Source organism: Streptomyces sp. NPDC021224 (assembly GCF_044332905.1).
Lineage (GTDB): Bacteria > Actinomycetota > Actinomycetes > Streptomycetales > Streptomycetaceae > Actinacidiphila.
In genome coordinates this window covers 506,546-530,398 of record NZ_JBIRPW010000003.1, presented here as the reverse complement: position 1 = coordinate 530,398, position 23,853 = coordinate 506,546, and the positions used below count along the sequence as shown (strand labels likewise).

Sequence of the window (23,853 nt, the reverse complement as noted above, 5' to 3'; positions counted from 1 at the left end):
GGACTCGGCCGGGAGGCCGCCCGCGTAGTCGGCTGCCGCGCCCACGGGCGCCTCGGTCGTCAGCTCGCTCATCGCTTCACGCTACCTACTCCGCCGCGCGCCGGAATCACCCGCCCCCGAAGCCGTGCTGGAAGTTGACGGTGGACACCACGTAGACCTTCGGGACGTCGGCGTTCGTGAGGTCCACGGTGATGTCGTGGTCGGGCTTGTCGCCGACCTGGTGGGTGGACATACCGGCCCAGTAGTGGTCCGGCACGTGGAAGTTCCAGCCGACCCGGGCGGCGTCCTTGTCGGACACCGACACCTTGCCGTCGTGCAGGGCCGCCCGGCTGGTGCCCAGCTGGGCGAGGAAGGTGTCCAGGCCGCCAGCGGTGGTCGTGAACTGGCAGAAGAACTGGCTGGTGTCCCAGGAGTTGGTCTCCAGGTAGCCGTCGTGCACGGTGCCGTCGGGGATCGGCACCTGGTAGATGCGGCGCTGCAGCTCGCTGGGGACGACCCAGGTCAGATGGCGGGCGGCGGCCTGCTTCTGGGAGTCGACGCCCGCGCCGCGGCTCTGCGCCGCGGAGATCAGCACATAGCCGAGCGGCAGCACGATGAGCAGCGGCACGACGGTCCAGCGCATCCAGCGCGGGATCTCGCGCAGCGGCAGCGCGGTGCTGCCGGAACCTCCGGGGCCGCCCGCCCCTCCGGAGCCGCCGGAGCCGCCGTCGCCGCTCTCGCCGCGGCCCGCTCCGGAGCCGTCGCCGGGAAGGGCGTCCGGGGCGCCGCCGGGACCCGCGGCGGGGCCCGCCTCGCGTTCGGGGGTGGTGGTCACTGCTCGGCCTCCTGCCGGCCGTAGATCCGCCCGTAGCGCTCGTAGCGCTCGACGCGGCGGCGGTTGGTGCGGCGGAAGCGGCGGGCGACCAGCCGGGCGAGGTCGGCGGCGCCGACCATGCCGGCCTCCGGGCCCAGCTCGGCCTTGGCGATCCGCGCCTCGGGGCGGTAGCCGCGGCCGGTCAGGGTGCGCCGGAAGGCGTCCCTCGCGGGGGTGATGAGCAGGTCGTCGGCGGCGCTGACGCCACCGCCGATGACGAAGCAGGACGGGTCGAGCGCGGCGGCGAGGTTGGCGATGCCGACGCCCAGCCACTGGCCGATGTCCTGGAACAGCTCGACGCACATCGGGTCGCCGGACCGGGCCAGCTCGGTGATCAGCGGGCCGGTGATGTCGCCGATCGCGCCGCCGACCCGGTCGATGATCCCGTAGGCGACGGGCGAGTCCGCGGCGGCCAGCTCGCGGGCCTCGCGGACCAGGGCGTTGCCGGAGCTGTACTGCTCCCAGCAGCCGCGGTTGCCGCACGGGCAGCGGTGCCCGCCGGGCACCACCTGCATGTGGCCGAACTCCCCCGCGACACCGAAGCGGCCCCGCTTGACCTGGCCGTTCTCCAGGATCGCGCCGCCGATACCGGTGCCCAGCGTGATCATGACGAGGTCGGCCTCGCCGCGCCCGGCGCCGAAGCGCCACTCGGCCCAGGCGGCGGTGTTGGCGTCGTTGTCGACCATGACCGGGACCAGCAGCCGGTCGGCGAGCCGTTCGCGCAGCGGCTCGTCGCGCCACGACAGGTGCGGCGCGAAGAGGATGCGCGAGCGGTCGGCGTCGACCCATCCGGCGGCGCCGATGCCGACGGCGTGCACGTCGTGCCGCTCGGACAGGTCGAGCACCAGCTCGACGATGGTGTCCTCGACGACCTTGGGGCTCTTGGACTTGTCGGGCGTCTCGGTGCGCACCTGCTCCAGGATGGTGCCGTCGGCGTCGACGACTCCGGCCATCACCTTGGTGCCGCCGATGTCGATGCCGACGGTCGGCACCCGCGGCGCGCTCAGGTGGCTGCGCCGCTCGCGGCGCTCGGCGCCGCTGACATTGCGCCACACGGTCGCTCTGGCGGCGCTGCCGCGGTACACACGTTCACGGTTGGCACTCAAGCGTCGGTCTCCGGGTCGGTGGCGTGCACCGGCTCCGGGGCCGCCGGGGCACGGCTCAGCTCATGCGTCAGCTCGTCCAGCTCGCTGCCCCCTGCCATCTCACGGGTCAGCGCGTCCAGGGTAATCGCCTGCTTGAGGTGGCTGCCGGACATCGCGCCGCGCTTGAGCAGGACGAAACGGTCTCCGACCAGGTAGGCGTGGTGCGGATTGTGCGTGATGAGCACCACACCGAGGCCCGCGTCGCGCGCGGCGGCGACGTAGCGCAGCACCATCCCGGACTGTTTGACGCCGAGCGCGGCGGTCGGTTCGTCCAGGACGAGCACCTTCGCCCCGAAATGCACCGCCCGGGCGATGGCCACGCACTGCCGTTCGCCACCCGACAGGGTGCCGATGGGCTGGTTGACGTCGCGCAGGTCGATGCCGAAGCGCAGCAGGGCCGCCCGGGTGGTGGCGCGCATCGCGGCGGCGTCCAGGCGGCGCAGCGGGCCGCGGCCCTTGGTGGGTTCGGAGCCGAGGAAGAAGTTCCGCCACACGGGCATCAGCGGCACCACGGCGAGGTCCTGGTAGACGGTCGCGATGCCGCGGTCCAGCGCCTGCCGCGGGGAGGTGTGCCGGACCGGCTCGCCCTCGATCTCGTAGCTGCCCGAGTCGTGCGGGTGCAGCCCGGCGATGATCTTGATGAGGGTGGACTTGCCGGCGCCGTTGTCGCCCAGGACGCAGGTGATCTCCCCGGCGTGCACCTCCAGCGAGACCTCGCGCAGCGCGCGCACGTTCCCGTAGGACTTGGAGACGCCGCCGAGGGACACCATCGGGGCGCCGCCGCCCTCCTTGGTCATGGTGGTCATGCGGTGGCCTCCGCCCGCCTGCGGACCCAGGCGTTGAGCAGGGTGGCGAGCAGCAGCATCGCCCCGAGGAAGAACTTGAACCAGTCCGGGTTCCACTGCGCGTAGACGATGCCCTTGCTCGTCATGCCGAAGATGAACGCGCCGACCGCGGAGCCCACGGCGCTGCCGTAGCCGCCGGTCATCAGGCAGCCGCCGATGACGGCCGCGATGATGTAGAGGAACTCGTTGCCGACGCCCTCGCCGGACTGCACCACGTCGAACGAGAAGAGCAGGTGCTGGCCGGAGATCCAGGCGCAGAAGGCGACGGCCATGTACAGGCCGACCTTGGTGCGCGCCACCGGCACGCCGACCGCGCGGGCCGCGTCGGCGTTGCCGCCCGCCGCGAAGATCCAGTTCCCGGCGCGGGTGCGCAGCAGCACCCAGGTGGCCACGGCGACCAGGCCGAGCCACCACAGGATCGTCACCTGGAGATCGACGCCGCCGACCGTCCAGTGCGAGGCGAAGACGTCCCGTGCGGCCGGGAAGCCCTCCATGTCGCCGATCGACTTGGTGGCCACGGTGCCGCTGACGAGCTTGGTCAGGCCCAGGTTCAGGCCCGTGAGCATCAGGAAGGTGCCCAGCGTGATGATGAAGCTGGGCAGCTTGGTGCGTACCAGCATGATCCCGTTGAAGGCCCCGAGGGCGAGCGTGACCAGCAGCGAGACGCCGATGCCGACCCAGGTGTTGGCGGTCATCTGGTAGCTGACCATCGACGACACCAGCGCGGAGCTGGTGACCATCACACCGGCCGACAGGTCGAACTCGCCGCCGATCATCAGCAGCGCGACCGGCACCGCCATGATGCCGATCGTCGAGGAGGCGTACAGCACGGTGCCCAGGCTCGACCAGTGCAGGAAGGGGTCGGCCGCGACCGCGAAGAACACGAAGACGGCCACCGCCCCCACGACCGCGCCCAGCTCCGGCCGCCCCAGCAGCCGTCCGGCCGGCGACCGCGGCGCGAGCCGCTCGTCGCCGGCGAGCGCGAGGTCACTCATCGCGTCCCCCGCTTGGCATAGGTCAGCAGCGCGTCCGCGTCGTCCTTGGTGACGATCTGCGGGCCGGTCAGGACCGGCCGGCCGCCGCCGAGGGTGTCGTTGTTGTAGCGGTACAGCCACAGCAGGTCGATCGCCTCGTAGCCCTGGAGGTAGGGCTGCTGGTCGACGGCGAAGCCGATCGTGCCGTTCTTGAGCGAGGTCGCGACCTGCGCGTTGAGGTCGAAGGTGTCGATCTCGGCCTTCGAGCCCGCCTGCTGTCTGGCCTTGGCGGCGGTGTCGGCGAAGGGGGCGCCGAGCGTCACGACGGAGTCGATGGACGAGTCGGACTGCAGCTTGGCCTGGATCGCGGACAGCACGTCGGGCATGTTGGTGCCGTTGACGTAGAGGTTGTCCATCGTGCCGTGGAAGGTGGACTTCGCGCCCGCGCAGCGCTGCTCCAGCCCGACGTTGCCCTGCTCGTGCAGGACACACAGCGCGTGCTTCCTGCCGCGGGTGTTCAGCTCCTGGCCGACCGCGTTGCCGGCGATCTCCTCGTCCTGGCCGATGTGGGTGAGCGCGCCGAACTGCTGGGACTCGGCCGCCCCGGAGTTGATGGTGATCACCGGGATGCCGGCCTTGACCGCCTTGGCGACGGCCGCCTTCATCGCGTCGGGCTTGGCCAGGGTGACGACGAGGCCGTCCACGTGGCTGTCGATCGCGGCCTGCACCAGCTGAGCCTGCTGGTCGCCCTGGTCGCTGTTGGAGTAGACGAACTTGATGTTGTCCTTGGCGGCGGCCTGCTTCGCCCCGCTCTGCACGATGTCCCAGAACGTGTCGCCCGCCCCGGAGTGGGTGACCATGGCGAAGGTCCAGTGCGGGGTGTTCACGGCCGACCCGTTCGCCGCCAGCCTCTTGGCCCGGTCCTCCGCGCGCTTGCCGCCGGTGCTGCTGCACCCGGCCAGGCCCGCCGCGCCGAGCGCCACCGCGAGGAGCGCGCCCAGCGCTTTCGTTCCCGCCCTTGCCATCGCCACGAGGCCCTGCCTTTCCCTGCTGTCCGTGGTGCAGCCGTGATGGATGTGCTGCCCATCGTCTTGAGCGACGACCATCCCGGCGGCCCCAGTATCCGTCAAGAGGTGCGGCGACCCCGCCTCCGGGAGGCGGCAGCGGCCTCCCGGCCTGCGGGATGGGGCTCAGCCGCGGACCAGCAGACGGAATTCGAAGGCGTAGCGCGAGGCCCGGTAGACGTGGGTGCCGTACTCGACGGGACGCCCGCGGTCGTCGTAGCTGATCCGCCGGACGGTGAGCAGCGCCGCGCCCGCCGGTTCGCCGAGCACCGAGCACTCCTCTTCCGTGCCGGTGCGGGCGCCGACCCGCTGCTGGGCGCTGTGCAGGGTGATGCGGCGGGCCCGCAGCAGGGCGTACAGGCCGCCGCGCTCCAGGTCGCCGGTGGACGGCTCCAGCAGATCGGCGGGCAGGTAGTTGCACAGGTAGGCGACCGGTTCGCCGCAGCTGAGCCGCAGCCGGTGCAAAACGGCGACCCGCGCGGACTCCGGCAGCCCGAGCGCGGCGGCGACCTCGGGGGGCGGCGGGCCCGCGGTGTTGCGCAGCACCCGGGTCGCGGGCTCCAGACCGGCGGCGGCCAGGTCGTCGTGCAGGCTGCTCAGCTCCAGCGGGCGGGTCACCCCGGTGTGCACGACCTGGGTGCCGACCCCGCGGCGGCGCACCAGCAGGCCCTTGTCGACGAGCGAGCCGATCGCCTGCCGCACGGTGGGGCGGGACAGGCCGAGCCGGGCGGCCAGCTCCACCTCGTTGCCGAGCAGGGTGCCCGGGGTGAGCGCGCCGTCCTCGATGGCCGTCTCCAGCTGGCGGGCCAGCTGGAAGTACAGCGGTACGTGGCTCGCCCGGTCCACGGCGAGCCGCAGCTGTGCGGGCTCGTGCTTGGGCACGCTGGGAGCGTAGCGGGACGGCATGGTCACGGGAAGTCCGTATGTCCGGACATAGCGTTGACACAGGCCGCGGTGGCGCGGGAGGTTGGGACGGCGCGCACAGCCGTCACGTCTCCTCTTCGGAAGGGGCAGGAGCAGGTATGCGGATCGGACTCATCGGCGCGGGGCGGATCGGGGCCTTCCACGCCGCGACGCTCGCGGCGCACCCCGGCGTCGGCGAACTGCTGGTCGCCGACGCGGAAGCGGCCCGTGCCCGGCAGGTCGCGCTCCGCGCGGGCGCCCGTGCCCTGCCGGTGGACGCGCTCTTCGCCGCCCGGCCCGACGCGCTGGTGATCACCTCCGCGACGGCAGCGCACGCGGGCCTGATCACCCGGGCCGCGCACGCGGGCATCCCGGCCTTCTGCGAGAAGCCGGTCGCGCTGGACCTCACGGGCACGGTGGCCGCCCTCGCGGAGGTGACGGCGGCCGGGGCGGTGCTCCAGGTGGGCTTCCAGCGCCGCTTCGACGCCGGGTACGCCGCGGCGCGGGCCGCGGTGGCCGCCGGGCGGCTCGGCAGGCTGCACACCGTCCGCACGGTCAGCTCCGACGCGGCGCCGCCGCCCGCCGGTTACGTCCCGCTGTCCGGCGGGCTCTACCGGGACTGCCTGATCCACGACTTCGACATACTGCGCTGGGTCACCGGCCGGGAGGTCACCGAGGTCTACGCGGCGGGCGAGAACGTCGGCGCGGACTTCTTCCGGGCCGCGGGCGACGCCGACACCGCCGCGGTGCTGCTCACCCTGGAGGGCGGGCTGCTCGCCACCGCGACCGCGACCCGCTACCACGCCGCCGGGTACGACGTGCGGATGGAGCTGGCCGGCACCGACGACCAGATCGCCGTCGGTGTCACCGCCCGCGCCCCGCTGACCTCGGTGGAGCCCGGCGCGGCGGGCGGCCCGCGGGATCCGTGGACCGGGTTCCTGGAACGCTTCGGCTCGGCCTACCGGGCCGAGATGGACGCCTTCCTGCGCGTCGCGCGGGGCGCCGCCGCCAATCCCTGCGAGGGTCGGGAGGCGCTGCGGGCGCTGCTGGTCGCCGAGGCCTGCGAGATCTCCCGGCGCGAGCGGCGCCCGGTACGGATCGCGGAGGTGGCCGCGGCGGCGCGGGCCGTGGAAGCGGTGGAGGCGGGCGGGGCGGCAGGCACCGCGGGAGCCGAGGGAGCAGTGGCGTGAGGCGGGAGCAGATCGCGGCGGCGCCGATCTCCTGGGGGGTGTGCGAGGTCCCCGGCTGGGGGCACCAGCTCACCCCCGGGCGGGTGCTCGCCGAGATGACCGGGCTCGGGATCGGCGCGAGCGAGTTCGGGCCCGACGGCTTCCTGCCGGGGCCGCTGCTGGCCGCGCACGGCGTCACGGCGGTGGGCGGCTTCGTCCCCGTGGTGCTGCACGACCCGGACCACGACCCGCTGCCCGGCGTACGGGCCGCGCTCGACCGCTTCACCACCGCCGGAGCCCGCACGCTGGTGCTCGCCGCGGCGACCGGGCGGGACGGCTACGACGAGCGCCCGCCGCTGGACGCCGCGGGCTGGCGGACCCTGCTGGCCCGGCTCGACGCCGTCGCGGCGCTCGCGGACTCGCTGGGCGTGACGGCGGCGCTGCACCCGCACGTGGGCACGCTCGTGGAGGGGCCGGACGAGATCGGCCGGGTGCTGGACGGCAGCGGCGTCGGGCTGTGCCTCGACACCGGCCATGTCCTGGTCGGCGGCGGCGATCCGGTCGAGCTGGCCCGCCGGGCCGCCTCGCGCGTCGCGCACGTCCACCTCAAGGACGCCGACGCGGACGCCGCCGACGCGGTCCGCGCCGGGCGCACACCGTACGGGGCCGCGGTCGCGGCGGGCCTCTACCGCCCGCTGGGCACGGGCGACCTGGACCTGCCGGTGCTGCTCGCCGCGCTGGACGCGGCCGGGTACGCGGGCTGGTACGTGATGGAGCAGGACACCGTGCTGACCGCCGAACCCCCGCCGGGCGAGGGCCCGCTGGCGGACGTGGCGGCGTCCCTGGACTGGCTGCTGGAGTGGGCGTCGGCGTCATGACGGCTCCCGCGCGGGGCCCGGTCCCGTACGACGTCGTCACCCTCGGGCGGGTCGGGGTGGACCTGTACCCCGAGCAGAGCGGGGTGGGCCTCGCCGAGGTGCGCAGCTTCGCGAAGTACCTCGGCGGAACAGCCGCGAACGTCGCGGTGGCCGGGGCCCGGCTGGGACTGCGGACGGCGCTGCTCAGCGGCGTCGGCCCGGACCCCTTCGGGGGGTACGTGCGCGCCGCGCTCGACGCCTTCGGGGTCGGCACCGGGCTGCTGGCGACCGTACCGGACACCCAGACACCCGTCGTCTTCTGCGAACTCTTCCCGCCCGACGACTTCCCGCTGCACTTCTACCGTCGCCCGGTCGCGCCCGACCAGTGCCTGACCCCCGGCATGCTCGCCGAGCCCGCCGCCGAGGCGGCCGTACGGGACGCGCGGGCCCTGTGGATCACCGGCTCCGCGCTGGCCGTCGAACCGACCCGCTCGGCCGTCTTCGCCGCGCTGGACCTGCGGGCGGGCCGCGAGGTGTGGTTCGACCTGGACTGGCGGCCCGGCTTCTGGTCCGACCCCGGGACGGCCCCGGCGCTCTACGCCCGCGCGCTGTCGTACGCCACCCTCGCGGTCGGCAACCGCGAGGAGGTGGAGGTCGCGGTGGGCAGCGCCGACCCGGAGACGGCGGCGGGGCTGCTGCTGGAGCGCGGAGTACGCACCGCCGTCGTCAAGCAGGGCCCGGCGGGCGCCCTGGCCCGCACCGCGGGCGAGCTGTGCGTGGCCCCGCCGGTGCCGGTCAAGGTCGTCAACGGCCTCGGCGCGGGCGACGCGTTCGGCGGCGCCCTGTGCGCGGGCCTGCTCGCGGGCGACCCGCTGCCGGACGTCCTGCGCGCGGCCAACACGGCGGGCGCCCTCGTCGCCTCCCGCCTGGCGTGCGCGGACGCGATGCCGACGCGCGAGGAGATCACGGCGGCGCTGCGCGAACAGGCCGACGCGGGAGGTGCCGTATGACGCACGTGGCAGCCGGGCGGGCGGCCCGGGACGGATGGGACGTCCGCCTCGACCCCGAGGACGCCGGATGGACCTACTCCGGGCTGCGTGTGCTGACCCTGGAGCCGGGCGGGCGGCGGGAGTTCGCGACGGGCGGCAGCGAGTGGGTGCTGCTGCCGCTGGCCGGGGCGTGCGGCGTACGGGTGGACGGGCGGGAGTTCGCCCTGCACGGCCGGACGAGCGTCTTCACGGGCGTCAGCGACTTCGCCTACCTGCCGCGGGACGCCGACGCGGTGGTCACCTCCGCCGCGGGCGGCCGCTTCGCCCTCGCCGGGGCACGCTGCGAACGGCGGCTCCCCGCGCGCTACGGCCCGGCCTCCGCCGTCCCCGTGGAGCTGCGCGGCGCGGCCGGCGCGAGCCGCCAGGTCAACAACTTCGCCGCCGCGGACGTCTTCACGTGCGACCGGCTCATCGCGGTGGAGGTGCTGACACCCGGCGGCAACTGGTCGTCCTACCCGCCGCACAAGCACGACGAGGCGGGCCCGCACGAGTCGCGGCTGGAGGAGATCTACTACTACGAACTGGCCGGCGGCCCCGCCGCGATCGGCTACCAGCGCGTCTACCCCTCGCCGCACGGCGGCACCGACCTGCTGGCCGAGGTCCGCTCCGGCGACGCGGTGCTCATCCCCGACGGCTGGCACGGCCCGAGCATGGCGGTGCCCGGCTACGACATGTACTACCTCAACGTCATGGCCGGCCCGGACCCCGAACGCGCCTGGCGCATCAGCGACGACCCGGCGCACGCGTGGGTGCGCGGCACCTGGTCCGGCCAACGGCCCGACCCGCGGCTGCCGTTGTACGACGCCCCGAAGGAGAACGGATGAGGCTCACGGTCGCCCAGGCGCTGATCCGCTTCCTGGCCGCGCAGTACACCGAACGCGACGGTGTACGGCACCGCACCGTCGCCGGCATGTGGGGCATCTTCGGGCACGGCAACGTCGCCGGGATCGGGCAGGCGCTGCGCGAGGCCGGACCCGCCGTCATGCCCTTCCACCAGGGCCGCAACGAACAGGCGATGGTGCACGCGGCGGTCGGCCACGCCCGTACCACGCACCGCCTCTCGGCCATGGCCTGCACCACCTCCATCGGCCCCGGCGCCACCAACCTCGTCACCGGGGCGGCCCTCGCCACCGTCAACCGGCTGCCCGTCCTGCTGCTGCCCGGCGACGTCTTCGCCACCCGGCCCGCCGACCCGGTGCTCCAGCAGCTCGAAGTGCCCTGGGCGCAGGACGTGTCCGTCAACGACACGCTGCGGCCCGTCTCCCGGCACTTCGACCGCGTCTGGCGGCCCGAGATGCTGCCCGCCGCGCTCCTCCAGGCCATGCGCGTCCTCACCGACCCGGCCGAGACCGGCGCGGTGACCCTCGCCCTGCCGCAGGACGTCCAGGCCGAGGCGTACGACTGGCCCGACGAGCTGTTCCGCACCCGCGTCTGGCACGTACGGCGCCCCGCGCCCGACGCCGACGCGCTCACCGAGGCCGCGACCCTGCTGCGGACCGCGCAGCAGCCGCTCGTCGTCGCGGGCGGCGGCGTCCGGCACGCCGAAGCGACCTCGCAGCTCGCCGACTTCGCCGCCGCCACCGGCATCCCCGTCGCCGAGACCCAGGCCGGCAAGGGATCGCTGCGGTGGGACCACCCGCAGTCCCTCGGCGCCATCGGCCACACGGGCACGGCCCCCGCCAACACCGCCGCCCGCGCCGCCGACGTCGTGCTCGGCGTCGGCACCCGCTGGACGGACTTCACCACCGCCTCCGGCTCGCTCTTCGCACCCGGAGCGCGCTTCGTGAACCTCAACGTCGCCCCGTTCGACGGCCACAAGATGGCGGGCCTCGCCCTCACCGGCGACGCCCGCGCCGGACTCGCCGCCCTCACCGCCGCACTGGCCGGCCACCGCGCCCCCGCCCACGACCACGGCGTCGCCGACTGGCGGGAGCGCACCGACGCGGTGCTCGGCGCCGACAGCACCCGATGGCCGCCCTCACAGGGCGAACTCATCGGCGCGCTCGCCGCCGCCCTCGGCGAACGGGACGTCCTGGTCAACGCGGCGGGCTCGCTGCCCGGCGACCTCCACAAGCTGTGGCGGCCCACGGACCCCGACCAGTACCACGTCGAATACGGCTACTCCTGCATGGGCTACGAGATCCCCGCCGCGATCGGCGTCCGGCTCGCCGCCCCCGACCGCGAGGTCTTCGCCCTCGTCGGCGACGGCACGTACCTCATGCTCCCCACGGAGATCGTCACCGCCGTGCAGGAGGGCGTCCCGGTCAACCTCGTCATCGTCCAGAACCACGGATACGCCTCCATCGGCGGGCTGTCCGCGCAGGTCGGCGCGGAAGGCTTCGGCACCGCCTACCGCTACCCCGGCGCCGACGGCGACCTCACGGGAGCCCCCCTCCCCGTCGACCTCGCGGCGAACGCGGCGAGCCTCGGCCTGGAGGTCTTCACCCCCGGCTCCCCCGGCGAACTGCGCGAAGCGCTCACCGCCGCCCGCGCCTCCCGCCGCGCGACCGCGGTCTACGTCGAGACCGACCCCACCCGCCCCACCCTCCCCCCCGACGCCTGGTGGGACGTCCCCGTCGCCCAGACCTCCACCCTCCCCGCCACCCGCGCGGCCCACGCCGCCTACACCACCCAAGCCCGCGAAGCGGGCCCCCGCCCCCGCCTCTGACCTCCCGCCGTTCCGCCACCCCGGGGCTGCCTGTTGCGGCAGGCGCCGCGACCGTCCGCCGGTGGTGGGCTGAGCGCGCAGTTCTCCCCCCGAGCTTCGCCTGGGAGGTACCCCCACGCGCCCCTAAAACGGGTGCTCTCCCACGCAGCTGTGCCCCGGGCCCCCTAAAAACGGGTGCTGTCGCGCGCAGCCGCGCCCCTAGAAACGGGAACTCTCTCCCGGCGGGCAGCCGCTGAACCGGCCTGGAGGGGACGGTGCGGGGTGCCCCCGCAGGAATGCGCTGGGAGGGGCTCAGCGGCTACGGGTGAGGGGGAAGGCGCATTCCGAGGAGGTGCCCCGTGGCGGCCCCCGACCCACCCCGTGGCGCGCCGCGTAAGGGGCGCGTGGGGGTACCTCCCAGGCGAAGCTCTGGGGGAGAACGGCGCGAGCAACCCCCGCAAAGAGAAGGTCGCACACCGCACCGCGACAAGCCCCCCGAAGCGCCCCCCTCAGCGCGGCGCCAGCCGCAGAAGCGCGGCCGCGCCCGGCTCAAGGGAAAGAGCCACCGCATCCCCCTCCACCGCGGCGTACGCCGCAACCGCCGGGTCGAACCGCGCCACCGCGTACCCCGACCGCACGGTCAACCGCAGCGCAGCGCCCCGCGCGAAGGAGCGGTTCGCGACCAGCACCCAGCGGACCTCCGCGTCCCCCGGCGAGGGCGCGGAGAAGACGCCGAGCACGACGGCGTCCCCCTCGGCCCCGGCGATCCGCGCGTCCGGCGCGAACGCCGTCGCCCCCGCCGGCAGCGGCGTGTCGTTCGCGTGGACGACGGACTCCGAGACGAGCGGCAAGAGTTCGCGCCCGACCGGCCGCAGCCACCCCACGTTGAGCTGTTTCGCGGCGGCGTGCAGCGGGGTGCGCTCGCCGCCCACGGTGACCAGGCCCTGCGCGGGCACGAAGCCGTCCCCGCGGCTGGGGTCGGGGGTCCAGTACGTGAAGTACTGGACCCCCTTCGCCCCGTACGCGAGGCTCGTGTTGACCTGCCAGGCCAGCTCCGCGGGGGTGGGCAGCCGGTGCCCGGCGTATTCCAGGGACTGGATGAAGACCCATGTGGGGACGCCCGCGCGCAGCCCGGCCGCGCGCACGAGCGCCCAGTTCTGGTGGTAGCCGGGATCTTCCGCGCCGCCGGCGAGCATGGGGTAGCGGTCGAAGGACAGCAGCGAGGGGGCGATCGTGTCGAGCGCCTCCTGGAGGTAGCGCGTGTAGGTGGGGACGTCCATGCCGGGCGTGCCCCACGGGCCGTACGGCTGGCCGAGGCGGCGGAGGTTGAGGTAGGGCAGGCTGGCGGGAGCGAGGTCGCGGGCGGTGGCGACGAGCGAGCCGAGGGTGCCGAAGCGGTTGGCGGCGGGTTCGTCGGCGAAGGTGAACCCGGCGAAGGCGGGCTGGTCCTGGTAGGCGGCGAAGAGCGCGCGCAGCGAGACCTCCGCGTCGCCCGCGGTGATCTTGGGGTGGTAGCCGGTGGGATCGCCGTCGGCCCAGAAGTTGGCGGTGAGGGCGGACAGCAGCGGGTCGCCCGCGACGAGCACTTTCAGCCCGGCCTGCCGGGCGATGTCGAGGCCGTAGCGGATGCCGGTCTGGTCCCACAGGTAGTTGCCGTTGTGGACGAAGGTGAAGCCCGCGTCGGCGATCTCCTGGTAGCGCTCGGCGGTGACGTACGGGGGCGGCGGCGGCCAGAACGCGCCGACGGGGAAGTCGGGCCCGCCGACGAGCGGGAGGCCCGCGGTGGGCGGGACGTCCCGTCTCCGGCGGGGCGTCTGCGCGCGGGCCTCGTCGCTCGCGGCGCCCACCGCGAGCATGCTCGCGCCCGGCAGGGCGGCGGCTCCCCCGGCAGCCAGCAGCATCCGGCGGCGGCTGAACGCCGCGCGCGGCGACGCGTTCCGCTGCTCTGCCACGGCACCCTCCACCTGGACGTTCGGCGTCTTCGGTGTGAAGTGTGCCGTATGTCCGGGGGGCTTCCGGGCGGAAAGCGGGGTACGCCACGCCGTGAAGTCGCGGTGCGGCGTGGCGCGGCCACGGTCCGTTCCGCCCGGCCGCCGCGGTTACGCGGGCTTGCCCGCGAAGTCGACCTCGGCGGCGGCGAGCGCGAGGGCCTCGCGGCCGGGCGCCCGGTGGAATTTCCAGTACAGGTTGGTGTGGGCGATGACCTGCGCGGGCGGCGGGGCGCCGAACGACGTGAGGTCCTCGGTGGTGTGCGCGTCCGTGACCAACGTCACGTCATAGCCGCGGACGAGGGCGCCGTGCAGGGTGGAGCGGACGCACACGTCGGTCTGCGCGCCGCTCACCACGACATGGCCCACGCCCCGGGCGGCGAGCACGGATTCCAGCTCGGTGTCCTCGAAGGAGTCGCCGTACTCCTTCTGCACCAGCGGCTCGGACTCGTGCCGCACCAGTTCCGGTACGTAGTTCCAGGCCTCGGTGCCCGCGACGAGTTCGGCGTCGTTGTGCTGCACCCACACCACGTCCGTCCCGGCGGCGCGGGCCTTTTCGACGAGCGAGGCGATGGTGGCGACCACGGCGTCGCGGTCGTGGGCGGCGCTCACCGTCCCGTTCTGCACGTCGATCACGAGCAGGGCGGTGTTCGGACGATTCTCCAGCGTGGTCATGCTGCCTCCCGGGCGTGCGGACGTCGTCGTCGGTTCCTTCCGACCCTAGGGGCACCCTCTGACAACGCCCGGCCCGGGAAGCGGGGCGGCCCCCCTCCGGCCGCCCCGCTCCCCGGGCCGGGCCCGTCCGTCCGGGGGCACGCGGCGCCGGAGCCCTCAGAAGCCGACGGCCTCCCGCAGCAGCAGGACCGTGCCGCGCCCGGGCAGGTACTCGGCGTTGAGCACGAGCAGCCGGGTGACGGCGCTCGGCCAGCCGTGCGCGGCCATCGTGCGGGCGGTCTCCAGCGGCAGGCAGTGCTCGTGGACGCGGCGCAGCGCGGTGTCCAGGTCGGGCACCACCTTCTGGGCGCCGACGACCCAGATCGCGCGGGCCGCGCCCCCCGCGTAGCCGGGCAGTTGGCTGCCGCTGCCGGAGGCGATGACCAGCGAGCCGGTCTCGGTGACGGCGTGGACGCTGCCCACGGCGACGTCGGGGGTGGCGCCGAGGCGCCGGATCTCGTCGCCGCCGGTGGCGCGGTCCAGCGCGAGGATGCGCGGCCGGACGGCGTCGTAGCGCCCGCCGGCGTTGACGTCCTCCTCGATACCGGACAGCCGCAGTGTCTCGCTCGCGCCGGTGAAGACACTCGCGCCCTCCGGCAGCAGTTCGGCGACGCGGGCGCGGGCGGCGGCGGCGCCGTCGAGGATCTCCACGGTGAAACCGTGCGCGGTCAGCGCGGCGGCCGCCCGTTCCAGGCGTTCGGCGGACGCCGGGGCGGTGAAGTGGGCCGCCGGGGTGGGGGTGGTGGTCATGGTGCCTCCGTGCTCGCGTTCGCTGTCGGGCGCGGGACGGCGCGCGGCAGCGGCCGGTGTGCGCGTCCCAGCGGTTCGACAGCGCAGCGGCGGGGAATGTGAGTGCCGCGCGGCGGCCTGACGTTCCGGGGCGCTGTCTTGTCGTAGGGGTGAGGAGTTCCGCGAGCGAGGGGGCCGTCCGCAGCATGACCACCACCACCCGGTCCGGGTCGGGGCGCGGCAGGCCCGATCCGGGCCTCGACGCGCTGATGGGCGAGCGGCCCCGGCTCGTCGGCGTCGCCTACCGGCTGCTGGGGTCGGCCGCCGAGGCGGAGGACGCCGTGCAGGAGGCGTACGCCCGCTGGTACGCCCTGTCCCCGGGCGAGCGGGCGTCGATCGTCTCGCCGGGCGCCTGGCTCACGACGGTCGCCAGCCGGATCTGCCTCAACGTGCTGGGCTCCGCCCGGGTCCGGCGCGAGACGTATGTGGGCGCGTGGCTGCCCGAGCCGCTGCCGGACGTCACGGAGTGGGTCGCGGGGCGGCCGGGTGCGGCGAGCGCCGATCCGGCCGAACGGGTGGCCCTCGACGAGTCGGTGGACCTGGCGTTCCTGGTCGTGCTGGAGTCGACGTCCCCGGCCGAGCGGGTCGCGTTCGTGCTGCACGACGTCTTCTGCCACTCCTTTGCCGAGATCGCCGAGGTCCTCGGGCGCACCCCGGCGGCCTGCCGCCAGCTGGCGTCCTCCGCGCGCCGCCGGATCCGCGCGACCGGGCCCCCGGACCCGGCGGACGCCGGACGGGCCCGTGTGGTGCGGGACTTCAAGCGGGCGTGGGAGGCCAAGGACATCGAGGCCCTGATCGGTCTGCTCGACCCGCACGCCGTCGCGACCGCCGACGGCGGGGGCCTGGCCACGACGTTCCCGAAGCCCATCCGCGGCGGCGGGCAGGTCGCGCGCGCCTGGGCGGAGCTGGCCCGCCGCAGGCCCGCGGCGGTGGCCTTCGCCGAGCACCCGGTCAACGGGCGGCCGGGGCTGGTGGCCCGGGAGGACGGCGCCGTCGTCACGGTGTTCGCGTTCGACGTCACGGGCGGCCGGATCACCCGGATCTGGGTGGTCCGCAACCCCGAGAAGCTGGGCCGCTGGGCCGGTCGCTGAGCCCCGCGCGGCACGGCCCGCGGAGGCACCCTCCTGCTAATGTGACAGCGCTGTCATATTTTCCCCGGCGAGGAAGGCGCGTCCCCCATGCCCGAGCTGTACCCGCCCGCCGAGCCGTACGCACAGGGCATGCTCGACGTCGGCGACGGCAACCGCGTGCACTGGCGGACGTACGGCAACCCGGCGGGCAGGCCCGCGCTCGTGCTGCACGGCGGGCCGGGCTCCGGCGCGGGCCCCTACTGGGCGCGGCTGTTCGACCCGGCGGCCTACCGGATCGTCCTGCTCGACCAGCGCGGCTGCGGGCTCAGCACACCCGACGCGGCCGACCCGGAGACCTCACTCGCCGCCAACACCACACAGCACCTGATCGCCGACATCGAGCTGCTGCGCTGCCACCTGGGCATCGGCGCCTGGCTCGTGCTCGGCGGCTCGTGGGGCGTGACCCTCGCCCTGGCGTACGCCGAGGCGCACCCCGGCAGCGTCACCGGGCTGGTGCTCTTCAGCGTCACCAGCACCACGCGGCGCGAAGTGGAGTGGGTGACACGGGACATGGGCCGGGTCTTCCCCGAGGAGTGGGCCGCCTTCCGCGACACCGTGCCGGAGGGCGAGCGCGACGGGAACCTCGCCGACGCCTACGCCCGGATGCTCGCCGACCCCGATCCCGCCGTACGGGACCGGGCCGCCCGCGCCTGGTGCCGGTGGGAGGACGTGCACGTCTCGACGTACCCGGGTCACCGGCCCGACCCGCGCTACGACGACCCGCGCTTCCGGATGCGTTTCGCCCGCCTCGTCACGCACTACTGGCGGCACGCCGGCTTCCTGCCGGACGGCGCCCTGCTGCGCGACGCGGGGCGGCTCGCGGGCATCCCCGGCGTCCTCGTCCACGGCCGCCTCGACATCAGCGGCCCCCCGGACATCGCGTGGCACCTGGCCCGGGCGTGGCCGGACGCCGAACTCCGGCTCATCGGCGGCGAGGGCCACGGGCTGTCCGGCACCTCCACGACCGAGGCGGTGGTCGCCGCGACCGACCGCTTCCGCGACGCGCCCGCCCCACCGGCCTGACGCCGGGGCGGTCCCTGCCCTCCTCCGCACCGCCACACCCCGGGATTGTCCCGTGATGGTCACGGGTGGGTACAGGGGCCCGGACGGGCGGGGCCGCCGTGCGTACGCTGCTCGCGGAGCCGTGAAGGGGGACGCAGGTGACGGACGCAGCGCAGCGGCACGTGCTCGGCGGCAGATACCGCCTGGGCGGCAGGCTGGGGTCGGGGCCGGAGGGCAACGCGTGGCGGGCCCACGACGAGTGGCTGCGCGTCGAGGTGGCCGTCAAGCGCGTGCTGCCGCCGCCCGCGCCGGACGGCGGCACCGCGGACGCAGCCGAGCTGCGGGCACGGGCGGCGCGCCGGGCGGGGGCGGCGGCGCGGCTGCGCGGGCACCCGCACGTGGTTCCCCTCCTCGACGTCGTCGTCGACGGCGGCGGCACCCCGTGGGCGGTGACGCACCTGGTGGAGGGCCGCTCGCTGGCCGATCACCTGGACGCGCACGGCCCGCTGTCCACACCCCGCGCCGTGGACGTCGCCCGCGCGCTGCTCGCGGCGCTGGACGCGGCCTACGCCGCCGACCTCGTCCGGCTCGACGTCAAGGCGTCGAACGTGCTGCTCGCAGCGGACGGCGCGATCCTGCTCACGGACCTGTGCGCGTCCGGCCGCGCGCCGGACCCGGTGCTCGCGGGGCTCGGCTTGCCCGCCGGAACGCCGGGCCATGTCGCGCCCGAACTCCTCACGGCCGCGGACGCGGGCGGCGACGGCACGGCGGACGGTCCCGCCGCCGACCTCTTCGCGCTGGGCGTGACGCTCTACCGCGCGGTCGAGGGCCGCTTCCCCTTCGACCCGGCGGACCCCTGGGCGACGGCGTCCGGCGAACTCACCGCGCCGGTCCGTGCGGGCCGGCTGGCCCCGCTGCTCACCGCGCTGCTGGCCCGCGACCCCGCGCGCCGCCCGAGCGCCCGCGAGGCGCTGGCCCTGGTGACGGCGGAGGCGCCGTACGACGCGCCGCCGCCCTCGCCCGAGCCCGCACCCGCGGCGGTGCCGGGGCGGGCGCCCGCGCCGGGGGCGGGGGCGGGCGCGTGGTACCGGGCGGGGGCGACGGCGCTGCTCCCCGGCCCCTTCGCGCTGGACGCGCCGGCCGATGTGCACGCCCTCGCGTTCAACCCGGCGGGCACCGTCCTGGTGAGCGTGGGCGACGAGAAGCCCGTCCGGATGTGGAACATCACCGCCGCGCAGGGCGTCTCCGCCGAGCTGTCCGGTCACAGCAACTGGTGCCGGGCGGTGGCGTTCAGCCCGGACGGCACGCTGGTCGCGACCGGCGGGTACGACCGGACGGTGCGGCTGTGGGACACGGTGACGGGGCAGAACACCGCGACGCTGACCGGCCACACCGACTGGGTCCGCTCGATCGCCTTCAGCCCGGACGGCCGCACGCTCGCCAGCGCGGGCGACGACAAGGCCGTACGGCTGTGGGACCCGCTCACGGGCGCGTCCCTGGCCACGCTGCCCGGCCATCCGGGCTGGATCCACGCGATCGCCTTCGCCCCGGACGGCCGGACCCTGGTGGCGGGCGGCGGCAAGGAGGTCCGGACGTGGGACCTGGCGACCGCGCGGCGGACGGGTGACCCGCTGCGCCCGGGGCGCAAGGTCCGCGCGGTGGCGTTCAGCCCCGACGGCGCCCTGCTCGCGGTGGGCGGCCGGACCTTCGGCCTCCAGGTCCTCGACGCCGGACGGCGCACCGCGCTGCCCGCGTGGCCCGGCGGTGAGGGCCGCTCCGACGCCGTCGCGTTCAGCCCCGACGGCACGCTGGTCGCCTCGTCCGGGCCGTCCCGCACGATCACCGTGCAGGAGGCGCGGACGGCGAAGGCGGTGACGTCCTGGACCGGCGACGCGATGGCGGCGATCCGCACGATGGCCTTCAGCCCGGACGGCACGGTCCTCGCGGTCGCGGGCGGCCACCGGATCCGGCTGTGGCGGGTGCCGCCCGCGCGGTACACCGACGCCCCGGCCTGAACGGCGGCCTCACGCGGGGGCGTCGAAGGAGATCCAGGCGTCAGGTGGCGCGTCCGGCCGACCCGGCACGTCCCGGTGCTCGCACGTCCAGGCGCCGGGGGCGACGTCCTCGGCGACGCGCCGCCAGAAGGCGCCCGCACCCGGGTTGGCGTCCTGGAACGGGATCTGCCACGCGCCCGGGTGCCGCCGCACGACCTCCCGCACCGCCCGCAGCCCGACCCCGCCCCGGCGCGCGCCGCGCACCACGAAGAAGCTGTTGACGACCCGCGCCGCGCCGCCCACCCCGCGGACGAAGGCGAAGCCGACAGGCCGGTCCGCGCACCTGAAGAGGTACGGCACCCAGCCCTGCGCGCGGAAGGCGGCCGCGAGCCGCTCGGCGCGGAACGCCCCGTCGGGCCCGGGCAGTTCCCCGGTGAACTCCGACATGTCGTGCCCGAACATCACCCACAGCCTGCCGACAACCTCCCGCTCGGCCTGCCCCGCGACCGTGACGGCCACCTCGGTGTGCGCATCCCGTGATCCCATGGAAGCAGCCTGCCACCCGGCCCGAATCCCGGATGCGCCGCCGCCGGGCGTACTGAGAGGATCCGGGCATGCCGATCGCCGATGTGTCCCCCGACGTACGCCTCGCCTACGAGACCTTCGGGGATCCGGGGGATCCGCCCGTACTGCTCGTCATGGGCTTCGGGGCGCAACTGCTCGCGTGGGACGAGGGATTCTGCCGCGCGCTCGCCGACCGGGGGCGGTACGTCGTCCGGTACGACAACCGCGACTGCGGGCTGTCCACCCGTCTCGACGACCACCCCGTCGACCTGGCGCGCTTCATCGCCACCGTCAGTTCCGGTGACGTCGCCGGGGCGCTCGCCATGGTGCCGTACACGCTGGCGGACATGGCCGACGACGGACTGGGACTGCTCACCGCGCTGGGCATCGAGCGGGCGCACGTCGTCGGGGCCTCGATGGGCGGCATGATCGCGCAAGCCCTGGCCATCGCCCACCCGGAGCGGGTACTGACGCTGACCTCGATGATGTCCTCGACCGGCGAACCGGAGTACGGACAGGCGACGCGCGAGGCGCAGGCGGTGCTCTTCCGGGGCCGGCCCGCCGACCGGGAGGGCTACATCGCGGCCGCGGAGCGGGACATGGTGTGGGCGTCGCGGCGGTACGGCGACCCGGCCGCGCTGCGCGACCTCGCCGCGGCCTCCTACGACCGGGCGTACTACCCGGCGGGCATCGGGCGGCAGCTCGGCGCGATGGTGCTCGGCGGCTCGCGAGCCGACGCGCTGCGGAAACTGGACGTGCCGACGCTGGTGATCCACGGCCTCGACGACACGCTCATCGCCCCCAGCGGCGGCGAGCGCACGGCGGAGCTGGTGCCGGGCGCGAAGCTGCTGCTCGTCCCGGACATGGGCCACGACCGGCCGCCCGCGCTGTGGCCCGAGCTGATCGAGGCGCTGGCGGCGCACACCGCCTGAGCCGGGCGCCGCCGCGGCGGTTCAGTCCGGCGGCGCGAGCGTGCGGCGGACCGCGTCGCGCGGACGCCGGAGACGGCGTCGCCCACGACCTTCGCCCGGTGGTGCGCCGGCGTCCTGCGACCCGCCGTGCTCGGCTGACGGCCGCCGCCGCGCCCCCGGCACCGCCCCGCCGGGGTCGCGGTGCGCGCGCGGTGAAAACCCTGTGGAGGACGTGTCGGTGCAACCCCCTATCCTGCACCCGTAATCACGCGGACCAGGGGAGGGCGCGGCATGTTCGGCAAGCTGTTCACCAGGGGTGCGGGGGGCCGGGCGGGCGACACGCCCGTCCGGCAGGCCGGCCGCAGGCCGAAGCGGGGGGTGCACGAGGTCCAGGGGCTGGACGACGAGCGGGTGCTCGCGCTCACCGCGGCCGCCCGCGCAGGCGACTGGGCGGCGGTGCGGCAGGCCGCGGAGCCCTTCGACCTGGACCGCGACCACCGCGTGCTGAACGAGATCGCGGACACCGAGGGCGTCGAGGAGTGGATCGGACGGGCCGTCGAGCAGAGCGCGGACGACCCGGCGGGGAAGGCGGCGGCGCTGCTCGTCTCCGGCGCCCGGCACGTCAGCTGGGGCTGGGAGGCCCGCACCAGGGCGTCGGCCTCGCAGGTGTCGAAGGAGCAGTGGCAGACCTTCCGCGCCCGGCTGACCGTCGCCGAGGAGCATCTGCTGCAGGCCGCCGAGCTGCGGCCGCAGTGGATCGCCCCGTGGCGGCGGCTGCTGACGTCCGGGCGCGGCATGTCGCTGGGCCCGGCGGTCGTCGAGGCGCGGCGCGACGCCGCGCTGCGCCGCGACCCGCTGGATCTGGAGACCCACCTGGAGTGGGTGACGCAGCTCCAGCCGCGCTGGGGCGGCGAGCCCGGCGAGGCGCTGGCCTTCGCGCGGGAGGCCTTCGCGCGCGCCCCGCTCGGGCAGCGGCTGGGCTGCGTCATCGCCTTCGCGCACATCGAGAACTGGGTGGAGTCCGACGCGCAGGACTTCCTGGAGCGCCCGGCCGTCCGCGACGAGCTGCGCGAGGCCGCCGAGCACAGCGTCCTGCACCCCGGCTACGAGCGCCGTCCGGGCTGGGCCTACGAGTTCAACCTGTTCGCGATGGCGCTGTCGCTGGCCGGCGAGGGCCCCACCGCCCGCCGTGTCTTCCAGGAGCTGGGCGGCGCGTACACCCGGCGGCCCTGGGACTACCTCCCCGATCCGGCCAAGCAGTTCGCCCGCTACCAGAGCCGCGCCTGAGGGCCCGCCGCCGCGTGCGCACCGCAACCGTCCGCGCGGCCGGCCGCCCGGCCCGTCCGCGTCCCGTGCCCGGCACGGCCCCCACGCCCCGCCCGCCCTTCCCGCTCCCTGACTTCCGGACTGCCCGATGACCCAGCACGACACCGCGACCGCCGGCGCCGCCGACCGCACCTTCCAGGTGGATCTGCGCGGCCTGGTCGACCTCCTGTCCCACCACCTCTACTCCAGCCCCCGGGTCTACCTGCGCGAACTGCTGCAGAACGCGGTGGACGCGCTGACCGCCCGGCGGGCGCTCGAACCCGGCGCGCCCGCGGACGCGTTCGGCATCCGGCTGTACGCCGACGGCGCGGTGGTCCGCGTCGAGGACGACGGTGTCGGCCTCACCGAGGCGGACGTGCACAGCTTCCTCGCCACGATCGGCCGCAGCAGCAAGCGGGCCGAGCGGATCGCCGAGCAGCGGGCCGACTTCATCGGCCAGTTCGGCATCGGCCTGCTGTCCTGCTTCCTGGTCGCGGACGAGATCCTCGTCGTCAGCCGTTCCGCCCGCACGCCCGAAGCGCCCGCCGTGGAGTGGCGCGGCCGCGGCGACGGCAGCTACTCGGTGCGCACCCTGCCCGCCTCCGCCCGCCCGCAGCCGGGCACGACGGTGTCGCTCACCCCGCGCGCGGACGCCGCCGAGTGGACGAAGCCGGCCCAGGTCCGGGCGCTGGCCCGGCACTTCGGCTCGCTGCTGCGGCACCCGGTCACCTTCTCGGACGGCGCCGCGCCCGCGCCCGTCAACCCCGAGCCCGCGCCCTGGGCGCAGTCCTACCCGACGCCGGGGGCCCGGCAGCGCGCGCTGGCCGCGTACGGGGCGGACGTCTTCGGCTTCACGCCGCTGGACACGATCGAGCTGGATCTGCCCGCGGTGGGCCTGCGGGGCATCGCGTGCGTGCTGCCCGAGGCGGTGCCCGCCGGGCGGCGGCACGGCCACCGGGTGCACGTCAAGGGCATGCTGCTGTCGGAGCAGGCCGAGGAGATCCTCCCGGAGTGGGCGTTCTTCGTCCGCTGCGTGGTGGACGCCGAGAGCCTGCGCCCGACGGCGTCGCGCGAGTCGCTGTACGAGGACGACACGCTCGCGGCGGTGCGGGACGCGCTCGCCGAGCGGCTGCGCGCCTGGATGGCGCGGGCGGCGGCGAGCGACCCGGAGCTGCTGGGCCGCTTCCTCCAGGCCCACCACCTGGCCGTCAAGTCGCTCGCGGTGCACGACGACGAGATCCTGCGGATGCTGCTGCCGTGGCTGCCGTTCGAGACGACCGACGGCAACACCACGCTGGACGAGTTCGCCCGCAGCCACGCCACCGTGCTCGTGACGTCCAGCGTCGAGGAGTTCCGGCAGGTCGCGGCCATCGCCTCGGCGGCCGGTCTCGGCGTCGTCAACGGCGGCTACACCTACGACCGGGCGCTGGTGCACCGGCTGCCGGAGATCCGGCCGGAGGCGAGCGTCGCCGACCTCGACCCGGCGACGCTCACCGCGCATCTGGACCCGGTGGACCGCGAGACGGAGCTGTCCGCCGCCTCCTACCTGGCGCTGGCCCGCGAGGCGCTCGCCGTCTTCGACTGCGACGTGGCGCTGCGCACCTTCCAGCCGGCCTCCGCGCCCGCGCTGCTGCTCGACAGCCGCGAGGCGCGGCACGAGCGCACCCGCTCGCAGCTGGCCCGCGAGCAGGAGGGCGGCCTGTGGGGCGACATCCTCGGCGCGCTGCGCCAGGAGGCGCCCAAGGCGCAGCTGATCCTCAACCAGCTCAACCCGCTGGTGCGCGCCGCGGTCGCGATCGCCGAGCCGGAACTGGCCCGCACCAGCGCCGAGGCGCTCTACGGGCAGGCCGCGCTGCTGTCCCGGCGCCCGCTCAGGCCCGCCGAGTCGAGCCTGATCAACCGCTCCTTCCTCGACCTCCTCGCCCACGCCCTCCGCAAGGACAGCTGACG

General features: G+C 75.3%; 21 protein-coding genes. 11 read left to right on the top strand and 10 right to left on the bottom strand.

Annotation, left to right across the window (positions count from 1 at the left end; translation table 11 throughout):
• Window positions 1-106: 106 nt before the first annotated feature.
• The 6 genes from ACH4PY_RS10765 to ACH4PY_RS10740 form a co-directional block, all read right to left on the bottom strand.
• Window positions 107-814, bottom strand: a complete 708-nt coding sequence (locus tag ACH4PY_RS10765) for a hypothetical protein (protein WP_398178747.1) — start codon at window positions 812-814, stop codon at window positions 107-109.
• Window positions 811-1,959 (bottom strand): ROK family glucokinase, encoded by a 1,149-nt coding sequence (locus tag ACH4PY_RS10760; RefSeq protein WP_398178744.1) that lies wholly within the window; start codon window positions 1,957-1,959, stop codon window positions 811-813. Before ACH4PY_RS10760 ends, ACH4PY_RS10765 begins: the two co-directional genes overlap by 4 nt.
• Window positions 1,956-2,804, bottom strand: a complete 849-nt coding sequence (locus ACH4PY_RS10755) for an ATP-binding cassette domain-containing protein (RefSeq protein WP_398178741.1) — start codon at window positions 2,802-2,804, stop codon at window positions 1,956-1,958. Before ACH4PY_RS10755 ends, ACH4PY_RS10760 begins: the two co-directional genes overlap by 4 nt.
• The gene (locus ACH4PY_RS10750) at window positions 2,801-3,838 is read right to left on the bottom strand and encodes an ABC transporter permease (RefSeq protein WP_398178738.1); all 1,038 of its coding nucleotides are present in this window, start codon (window positions 3,836-3,838) and stop codon (window positions 2,801-2,803) included. Before ACH4PY_RS10750 ends, ACH4PY_RS10755 begins: the two co-directional genes overlap by 4 nt.
• The gene (locus tag ACH4PY_RS10745) at window positions 3,835-4,842 is read right to left on the bottom strand and encodes a sugar ABC transporter substrate-binding protein (RefSeq protein ID WP_398179336.1); all 1,008 of its coding nucleotides are present in this window, start codon (window positions 4,840-4,842) and stop codon (window positions 3,835-3,837) included. Before ACH4PY_RS10745 ends, ACH4PY_RS10750 begins: the two co-directional genes overlap by 4 nt.
• Window positions 4,843-5,007: 165 nt before the next feature.
• Window positions 5,008-5,787, bottom strand: coding sequence for a GntR family transcriptional regulator (locus ACH4PY_RS10740; RefSeq protein ID WP_398179333.1), 780 nt, complete (start codon window positions 5,785-5,787; stop codon window positions 5,008-5,010).
• Window positions 5,788-5,903: 116 nt separating this feature from the next.
• Between ACH4PY_RS10740 and ACH4PY_RS10735 the strand changes: the two genes are divergently transcribed.
• From ACH4PY_RS10735 to iolD, 5 genes are read left to right on the top strand one after another with little or no spacing between them, the layout of a single operon-like run.
• On the top strand, window positions 5,904-6,974 hold the full coding sequence (locus ACH4PY_RS10735; RefSeq protein ID WP_398178735.1) for a Gfo/Idh/MocA family oxidoreductase: 1,071 nt from the start codon (window positions 5,904-5,906) through the stop codon (window positions 6,972-6,974).
• Complete coding sequence (locus ACH4PY_RS10730; RefSeq protein WP_398178732.1) at window positions 6,971-7,831, top strand: TIM barrel protein; 861 nt, start codon at window positions 6,971-6,973, stop codon at window positions 7,829-7,831. The genes ACH4PY_RS10735 and ACH4PY_RS10730 overlap by 4 nt, the downstream gene beginning before the upstream one ends.
• Entirely contained in the window at window positions 7,828-8,820 is a 993-nt protein-coding gene (iolC, locus tag ACH4PY_RS10725) for a 5-dehydro-2-deoxygluconokinase (RefSeq protein WP_398178729.1), read from the top strand. The genes ACH4PY_RS10730 and iolC overlap by 4 nt, the downstream gene beginning before the upstream one ends.
• Window positions 8,817-9,683: a 5-deoxy-glucuronate isomerase gene (gene iolB / locus ACH4PY_RS10720; protein ID WP_398178726.1), complete on the top strand. Its 867-nt coding sequence runs from the start codon at window positions 8,817-8,819 to the stop codon at window positions 9,681-9,683. The genes iolC and iolB overlap by 4 nt, the downstream gene beginning before the upstream one ends.
• Complete coding sequence (iolD, locus tag ACH4PY_RS10715; RefSeq protein ID WP_398178723.1) at window positions 9,680-11,527, top strand: 3D-(3,5/4)-trihydroxycyclohexane-1,2-dione acylhydrolase (decyclizing); 1,848 nt, start codon at window positions 9,680-9,682, stop codon at window positions 11,525-11,527. Before iolB ends, iolD begins: the two co-directional genes overlap by 4 nt.
• A gap of 488 nt (window positions 11,528-12,015) precedes the next feature.
• Here iolD and ACH4PY_RS10710 read toward each other — a convergent pair whose 3' ends face one another.
• The 3 genes from ACH4PY_RS10710 to ACH4PY_RS10700 form a co-directional block, all read right to left on the bottom strand.
• On the bottom strand, window positions 12,016-13,458 hold the full coding sequence (locus ACH4PY_RS10710; RefSeq protein WP_398178720.1) for a hypothetical protein: 1,443 nt from the start codon (window positions 13,456-13,458) through the stop codon (window positions 12,016-12,018).
• A gap of 147 nt (window positions 13,459-13,605) precedes the next feature.
• Window positions 13,606-14,169: an isochorismatase family protein gene (locus ACH4PY_RS10705; protein ID WP_398178718.1), complete on the bottom strand. Its 564-nt coding sequence runs from the start codon at window positions 14,167-14,169 to the stop codon at window positions 13,606-13,608.
• Window positions 14,170-14,325: 156 nt separating this feature from the next.
• The gene (locus ACH4PY_RS10700; protein WP_398178715.1) at window positions 14,326-14,958 is read right to left on the bottom strand and encodes an LUD domain-containing protein; all 633 of its coding nucleotides are present in this window, start codon (window positions 14,956-14,958) and stop codon (window positions 14,326-14,328) included.
• A gap of 185 nt (window positions 14,959-15,143) precedes the next feature.
• On the opposite strand from ACH4PY_RS10700, the gene sigJ reads away from it, so the two are divergent.
• The 3 genes from sigJ to ACH4PY_RS10685 all read left to right on the top strand — a co-directional run bounded on the left by sigJ (window position 15,144) and on the right by ACH4PY_RS10685 (window position 19,144).
• Window positions 15,144-16,088, top strand: a complete 945-nt coding sequence (gene sigJ / locus ACH4PY_RS10695; protein ID WP_398178712.1) for an RNA polymerase sigma factor SigJ — start codon at window positions 15,144-15,146, stop codon at window positions 16,086-16,088.
• A gap of 87 nt (window positions 16,089-16,175) precedes the next feature.
• Window positions 16,176-17,150: a prolyl aminopeptidase gene (pip, locus tag ACH4PY_RS10690; protein WP_398178709.1), complete on the top strand. Its 975-nt coding sequence runs from the start codon at window positions 16,176-16,178 to the stop codon at window positions 17,148-17,150.
• 137 nt (window positions 17,151-17,287) lie between these two features.
• Entirely contained in the window at window positions 17,288-19,144 is a 1,857-nt protein-coding gene (locus tag ACH4PY_RS10685) for a protein kinase family protein (protein ID WP_398178706.1), read from the top strand.
• Between the two features lie 9 nt (window positions 19,145-19,153).
• Here ACH4PY_RS10685 and ACH4PY_RS10680 read toward each other — a convergent pair whose 3' ends face one another.
• Complete coding sequence (locus ACH4PY_RS10680) at window positions 19,154-19,669, bottom strand: GNAT family N-acetyltransferase (RefSeq protein WP_398178704.1); 516 nt, start codon at window positions 19,667-19,669, stop codon at window positions 19,154-19,156.
• Window positions 19,670-19,737: 68 nt separating this feature from the next.
• Here ACH4PY_RS10680 and ACH4PY_RS10675 point away from each other — a divergent pair, with 68 nt between their 5' ends.
• The 3 genes from ACH4PY_RS10675 to ACH4PY_RS10665 all read left to right on the top strand — a co-directional run bounded on the left by ACH4PY_RS10675 (window position 19,738) and on the right by ACH4PY_RS10665 (window position 23,851).
• On the top strand, window positions 19,738-20,619 hold the full coding sequence (locus tag ACH4PY_RS10675) for an alpha/beta fold hydrolase (RefSeq protein ID WP_398178701.1): 882 nt from the start codon (window positions 19,738-19,740) through the stop codon (window positions 20,617-20,619).
• 270 nt (window positions 20,620-20,889) lie between these two features.
• The gene (locus ACH4PY_RS10670) at window positions 20,890-21,885 is read left to right on the top strand and encodes a hypothetical protein (RefSeq protein WP_398178700.1); all 996 of its coding nucleotides are present in this window, start codon (window positions 20,890-20,892) and stop codon (window positions 21,883-21,885) included.
• Between the two features lie 127 nt (window positions 21,886-22,012).
• Window positions 22,013-23,851 (top strand): HSP90 family protein, encoded by a 1,839-nt coding sequence (locus ACH4PY_RS10665; protein ID WP_398178697.1) that lies wholly within the window; start codon window positions 22,013-22,015, stop codon window positions 23,849-23,851.
• Window positions 23,852-23,853 lie beyond the last annotated feature (2 nt).